This window comes from Sphingomonas sp. (genome assembly GCF_019242355.1).
GTDB lineage: Bacteria > Pseudomonadota > Alphaproteobacteria > Sphingomonadales > Sphingomonadaceae > Sphingomicrobium.
In genome coordinates this window covers 1-5,193 of record NZ_JAFAVR010000012.1, presented here as the reverse complement: position 1 = coordinate 5,193, position 5,193 = coordinate 1, and the positions used below count along the sequence as shown (strand labels likewise).

General features: G+C 64.3%; 7 protein-coding genes. 1 reads left to right on the top strand and 6 read right to left on the bottom strand.

From position 1 onward, the window contains the following. From rplB to rpsJ, 5 genes are all read right to left on the bottom strand, one after another. On the bottom strand, positions 1-435 hold a 435-nt coding region (gene rplB, locus JOZ79_RS00460; RefSeq protein ID WP_294069074.1), incomplete at its 3' end, for a 50S ribosomal protein L2. Positions 436-438: 3 nt separating this feature from the next. Then, positions 439-756: a 50S ribosomal protein L23 gene (locus tag JOZ79_RS00455; RefSeq protein ID WP_294069072.1), complete on the bottom strand. Its 318-nt coding sequence runs from the start codon at positions 754-756 to the stop codon at positions 439-441. Further along, positions 756-1,409 (bottom strand): 50S ribosomal protein L4, encoded by a 654-nt coding sequence (gene rplD, locus JOZ79_RS00450; protein WP_294069069.1) that lies wholly within the window; start codon positions 1,407-1,409, stop codon positions 756-758. Before rplD ends, JOZ79_RS00455 begins: the two co-directional genes overlap by 1 nt. Before the next feature lie 3 nt (positions 1,410-1,412). Further along, positions 1,413-2,306, bottom strand: coding sequence for a 50S ribosomal protein L3 (rplC, locus tag JOZ79_RS00445; protein WP_294069066.1), 894 nt, complete (start codon positions 2,304-2,306; stop codon positions 1,413-1,415). A 169-nt stretch (positions 2,307-2,475) separates the two neighbouring features. Then, positions 2,476-2,787 (bottom strand): 30S ribosomal protein S10, encoded by a 312-nt coding sequence (gene rpsJ, locus JOZ79_RS00440; RefSeq protein WP_294069063.1) that lies wholly within the window; start codon positions 2,785-2,787, stop codon positions 2,476-2,478. Positions 2,788-3,211: 424 nt separating this feature from the next. Here rpsJ and JOZ79_RS00435 point away from each other — a divergent pair, with 424 nt between their 5' ends. Next, entirely contained in the window at positions 3,212-3,790 is a 579-nt protein-coding gene (locus JOZ79_RS00435) for a LamG-like jellyroll fold domain-containing protein (RefSeq protein ID WP_294069060.1), read from the top strand. Between the two features lie 132 nt (positions 3,791-3,922). On the opposite strand, the gene tuf is transcribed toward JOZ79_RS00435, so the two are convergent. Next, positions 3,923-5,113 carry an elongation factor Tu gene (gene tuf, locus JOZ79_RS00430; protein ID WP_294069057.1) on the bottom strand — a complete coding sequence of 397 codons (1,191 nt, stop codon included), beginning with the start codon at positions 5,111-5,113 and terminating at the stop codon, positions 3,923-3,925. Positions 5,114-5,193: the final 80 nt, after the last annotated feature.

The following is a 5,193-nucleotide window of genomic DNA, read 5'->3' as shown; positions in this document are numbered from 1 at the left end:
CTCGACGTTGTGGACGATGGTGCCAACCGGCATCTGGCCGATTTCCATCGCATTGCCCGGCTTCACGTCGACCCGCTTGCCGGCGATCACCTTGTCCCCGGGCGCAAGGCGCTGCGGAGCGAGGATATAGGCTTGCTCCCCGCCCTCGTAAGTCACGAGCGCGATGAAGGCCGAACGGTTGGGATCATATTCGAGCCGCTCGACGGTGCCCTCGGCGTCCCACTTGCGACGCTTGAAGTCGATGTAGCGATACTTCTGCTTGTGACCGCCGGCGATCCCGCGCGAGGTCACATGCCCCTTGTTGTTGCGGCCACCCGTCTTGCGCTTGCCTTCGGTCAGCGCCTTGACCGGCTTACCCTTCCAGAGCGCCGACTTGTCGACCAGGATCAGGCCGCGGCGGGCCGGAGAGGTCGGCTTGTATTGCTTGAGAGCCATGGCTTAGATCCCGCTCGTGATGTCGATCGTCTGACCCTCGGCCAGCGTGACGATCGCTTTCTTCGCGTCCGACCTCTTGTAGGGCGTGCCCTTCCAGGTCTTCGTCTTGCCCTTGGTGACGATCGTGTTGACGCCCGTCACCGTGACACCGAACAGCGCCTCGACGGCCGCCTTGATCTCCGGCTTGCTCGCGGTCGGGGCGACCTTGAACACGACCGAATTATGCTCCGACAGCATCGTCGACTTCTCGGTGATGTGCGGCGCCAGGACGACGTCGTAGTGACGCGCGTCGGGCGCGGCCTTCTGCGGCTTCTTAGCCATTAGTTGGCCCCTCCGGGGAGGGCGAACCGCGCCTCCAGCTTCTCGACGGCGGCCCGGGTCAGGACCAGGGTCTCGTGCCGCATGATGTCATAGACGTTGGCGCCGACCGCCGGGAGCAGGTTGACGTGCCCCAGGTTCGATGAAGCGCGCGCGAAACCGACGTTGAGCGCATCGCCGTCGATCACCAGCGCGGTCTTGCCGAAGCCGAGCTGACCGAGCTTCGTGCGAAGCTCTTTCGTCTTGCCGTTCTCGAGGTCGAGATTGTCGAGCACGACCAAGCTTCCGTCGCGCGCCTTCGACGACAGCGCCATCTTCAGGCCGAGCTGCCGGACCTTTTTGTTCAGGCTTGACGTGAACACGCGAGCACGCGGCCCGTGCGCCTTGCCGCCGCCGATGAAGATCGGTGCGCGGCGATCGCCGTGACGAGCCGTTCCGCCGCCCTTCTGGCGACCGAACTTCTTGCCGGTCCGGGCGACATCGCTGCGCTCACGAGCCGCGCGCGCCGGGGCCCGGCGGTTGATCAGCTGCCAGGTGACGACGCGATGGAGGATGTCGGCGCGCGGCTCGACACCGAAAATCTCGTCATTGAGCTCGATGTCGCTCGCCTTTCCGGCGGCGTCCGAACTGGCGAGGGTCTGAACCTTGACCTTCATCGGTTAGCCTTCCTTGCTCTCATCGCCGGAAGCGCCGCCCTCAGGCGTTGCTTCCCCCGCCGGAGCGTCCGTGGTCTCATTGGTGTCGGCCGAAGCGCCGGCTTCCTGCTCGGCCGCGATCGCCGCGACTTCCGCATCGCTCGGCAGCGCCGGGATCTCGTGGACCGCTGCGTCGTCAACCAGGCCGGCCTCCGGAATCGCGCTCTCGTCGACCGGCTGGTCCTTGGACAGCAGCCCGGCCGGGTACGGCACGTTCTCGTTCCGCGGAAGCTTGATCGCGTCCTGGACGGTCAGCCAGCTGCCCTTGTGGCCCGGGACCGAACCCTTGACGAACAGAAGCCCGCGGATCGGGTCCGTACGGACGATCTCGAGGTTCTGCTGGGTGCGATTGCGGGCGCCCATGTGGCCCGCCATCTTCTTGTTCTTGAAAACGCGGCCCGGATCCTGGCGGTTGCCGGTCGAACCGTGCGAGCGGTGCGACAGCGACACGCCGTGGGTCGCGCGCAGGCCGCCGAAGTTCCAGCGCTTCATGGCGCCGGCGAAGCCCTTGCCCTGCGTCACGCCGCTGATGTCGACCATCTGGCCGGCGACGAAGTGATCGGCGCTGATCTCGGCGCCGACATCGAGGAGCGCATCCTCGGCGACCCGGAACTCGACGACGCGGGCCTTGGGCTCGACCTCGGCCTTGCCGAAGGCGACGCGCTGCGGCTTGGCGACATTCTTCGCCTTGGCCGTGCCGGCTCCAAGCTGGACGGCGGTGTAGCCGTCTTTGTCCATTTCGCGGCGGCCGATGACCTGCACGTCCTCCAGCTGCAGGACGGTGACCGGCACGTGCCGTCCGTCCGCCTGAAAGAGGCGCGTCATCCCGACCTTCTTCGCGATCACGCCGGTGCGCATGATCAATGCTCCTCAACAGAGGCACCCGGAAGCCGGGTGCGTGAAGCCCAAATTTCTAAGCGTGCCCCGCCTGGGCTAGTGCTCCCTTGCGGGAGCGGCGGGGACGCGGCCCGGAGCTAGTCTCCGGCGGTATCCACCGTTTGCGAGCCTTTCGGCGCGCGGCCGGCCGTTAGGCCAGCTTGATCTCGACGTCCACGCCGGCGGCCAGGTCGAGCTTCATCAAAGCATCGACGGTCTGCGGCGTCGGCTGCACGATATCGAGCAGCCGCTTGTAGGTTCTCACCTCGAACTGCTCGCGCGACTTCTTGTCGACGTGCGGCGAACGGTTGACGGTGAACTTCTCGATACGCGTCGGAAGGGGGATGGGACCGCGGATCAGTGCACCCGTGCGGCGCGCCGTGTCAGCGATGTCGCCGGTCGCCTGGTCAAGCACTCGATGATCGAAAGCCTTGAGGCGAATACGGATATTCTGCGTGTCCATGTCCCTACCGATGCGAAAGAGCCGCCGGGCTGTTGCCAGTCCGAAAAACAAGAGGCCACACCCGCTTCACCCGGTTTCCCGGAACGGACGACCTCATCTCTAATGTATGGTGACGGGGACGAATCCCCGTCTGTGGAGGCGCCTCTACAGAGGTAGGGCGGGGAGATCAACCCCTGTGGGGCGAGTTGGACGGACGAATGTCCACTCCGGCAAGAAACTCGAAATCATGAAGCGGTCGAGGCGACTCATCTGCCGTGCTGAGTGGTGGGCCGATCAACAGGCTGTTTTTCGTGCTATACTGGCTTCAGGTCGATGGAGCGGTGTTATGGTCACCCCACCGAGATTGAGGACCGCGACTGTGGTCGCAACCATCTCAATTGCCAGCGCCGCTTCGGCCGCTTCCACGCAGGTGGCTCTCTGGAACATGGACGAGACTTTCGGAACGACCATGCACGACAGTTCCGGCAAAGGGAACGACGGCACGATGAACAACGTCGTCACGTCTGGCGGCGGTTTCGTGTTCGATGGATCGAGCTCCTACGTTATCGTCCCGAACTCGCCGACGCTGAATCCAGGGACCAGCAATTTCAGCTACACGGTGCAGGTGCAGACCAATGTCATGCCCGCCTCGGGCAAGGACTACGACCTGATGCGCAAAGGGCTGAGCACCACTTCGGGTGGCGAGTTCAAGGTCGAGATCGAATATAGCGGCGGGATCGGCAGGGCGCTTTGTGTCATCAAGGACGGCGGCGGCAAGTCGGGCAGCGTCACCGGCACGACCAATGTCGTTGATGGTGCCCTGCACACCATCACCTGCACCAAGAAGTCGGACCGCGTCGTCCTCAAGATCGATTCCCTGGACGCCCGCAAGAAATATGTGACGCTTGGGAAGATCTCCAACACAGCCCCTCTCCTTATCGGAGCCAGGACCTCCACCGTCCGCGATTCCACGAACGATTGGTACGCGGGGACAATCCGCAGCGCGGGACTATCGGTCGGCTAGACGGATTGAAATTGACTCATGGGCAGTTCGCTCATCCTCGGGCAGCATTCCACTGCCGGAATGCAAAAGGCCCGGCGCTTCGATCGAAGCACCGGGCCCTTCACCAATCCTCGCGCCCGAAGACGCTAGGACTTACTTCGAGATCGTCGCGACGACGCCCGCGCCGACGGTCCGCCCGCCTTCGCGGATGGCGAAGCGCAGACCCGGGTCCATCGCGATCGGGGCGATCAGCTTGACGCCCAGGTTCACGTTGTCGCCCGGCATCACCATCTCGGTGCCCTCGGGGAGCTGGACCTCGCCGGTGACGTCCGTCGTCCGGAAATAGAACTGCGGACGATAGTTGGCGAAGAACGGCGTGTGACGGCCGCCCTCGTCCTTCGACAGGACGTAGACCTCAGCCTGGAAGTCGGTGTGAGGCGTGATCGAGCCGGGCTTGGCCAGGACCTGGCCGCGCTCGACGTCCTCACGGCCGACGCCGCGAAGCAGCGCGCCGATGTTGTCGCCCGCCTGTCCCTGGTCGAGCAGCTTGCGGAACATCTCGACGCCGGTGACGACGGTCTTCTGGGTGTCGCGGATGCCGACGATCTCGACTTCCTCGCCGACCTTGACCACGCCCTGCTCGACACGGCCGGTGACGACGGTGCCGCGGCCGGAGATCGAGAACACGTCCTCGATCGGCATCAGGAACGGCTTGTCGAGCGGACGCTCCGGGGTCGGAATCCAGTCGTCGACCGCATCCATCAGCTTCAGGATCGCGTCATGGCCCTGCTCGCGGCTGCTGTCCTCGAGGGCGGCAAGCGCCGAACCGGCGATGATCGGAATGTTGTCGCCGTCGAAGTCGCGCTTGGAAAGCTCCTCGCGGATCTCGAGCTCGACGAGCTCCAGCAGCTCGGGATCGTCGACCTGGTCGACCTTGTTGAGGAAGACGACCATGGTCGGAACGCCGACCTGCTTCGCGAGCAAGATGTGCTCCTTGGTCTGCGGCATCGGGCCATCAGCGGCCGACACGACCAGGATCGCGCCGTCCATCTGCGCGGCGCCGGTGATCATGTTCTTCACATAGTCCGCGTGGCCCGGGCAATCGACGTGCGCATAGTGGCGCTTGTCGGTCTCATACTCGACGTGAGCGGTCGAGATGGTGATGCCGCGCTCGCGCTCTTCCGGCGCCTTGTCGATGTTCGCATAGTCGGTGAACTGGGCCTGGCCCTTTTCGGCCAGAACCTTCGTGATCGCCGCGGTCAGCGACGTCTTGCCATGGTCGACGTGACCGATGGTGCCGATGTTCACGTGCGGCTTATTCCGCTCGAATTTAGCCTTCGCCATTTTACGCCTCTTCTTTTCTGGAATTCGGGCGGCCCGCCCTCATCGCGAGCGCGCCCTTAGCTACAAAATTAAGGTTACGC